The following is a 770-nucleotide window of genomic DNA, read 5'->3' as shown; positions in this document are numbered from 1 at the left end:
GAAGAAACTTTGGACGACACATTAAAGGAAGCTAAGAATCAACTTCATAAGGAACAATTGGAGAAGAATTTAGAGAGATTTAGGAAAAATGGAAGGAAGTGAATCGTTTTATAAAATTTTCTTTTACTTGAATAAAGTCTTGTGTTATACTTTTAGTATAGACTAGAGAAGGAAGTAAATATTTTGGAGTTGACTACCAAGCAGGAAAAGCAACTAGGTCAGACGCAGTGGTTTCATGCTACATTATTGAGACATTTAGAATCCTTAAAAAGTGGTATAGATGTTAAATTTAATTTAGGAAGTGAGCTAGATTTTGGTCCTGGTTTCTATATCACGCCTGACTTTGAACAAGCTAGAAAATTTATTAACAAGCAAGTTGAAGTATTAAATCGAAGCACATCTAATAATAATATTTTTGACTCAGAAGAAGAAGTAGGAATTATAGTAGAATTTCGTATTTCAAATTTTGTAGAAATTTTTAAGAACCCGGACTATCATTGTCACTATTTTGCAAAACATAAAAAGTCAGAGTCAGATTTAGATTTTGCGGAATTTGTCGTTCAAAATCGGGAAAATCCAGATAAATTACAACACCATTTTGATTTTATCTATGGTGTTCAGACTGATGACAATCCAACCCAAGCTTTAGCTCGTTTTCGTCAGAATGAAATTACAAAAGAAGAAATGCTTGCTGAGTTTAGAAAACCATATTCTTTTAAACAATTATCCATCCACAACCAATCTTTTTGTGATATAATGAAAATAGAGAA

General features: G+C 31.2%; 1 protein-coding gene. It reads left to right on the top strand.

The genetic code is table 11. The annotated features are described in order from the left end of the window. Nucleotides 1-183 precede the first annotated feature (183 nt). Nucleotides 184-770: DUF3990 domain-containing protein (locus tag CBI42_RS10970; RefSeq protein WP_094753976.1), on the top strand; the 587-nt coding region annotated here is incomplete at its 3' end.

This window comes from Streptococcus sp. KR (assembly GCF_002238115.1).
Lineage (GTDB): Bacteria > Bacillota > Bacilli > Lactobacillales > Streptococcaceae > Streptococcus.
The sequence above is the reverse complement of the archived record's forward strand: the minus strand, read 5'-3'. Positions and strand labels throughout refer to the sequence as shown.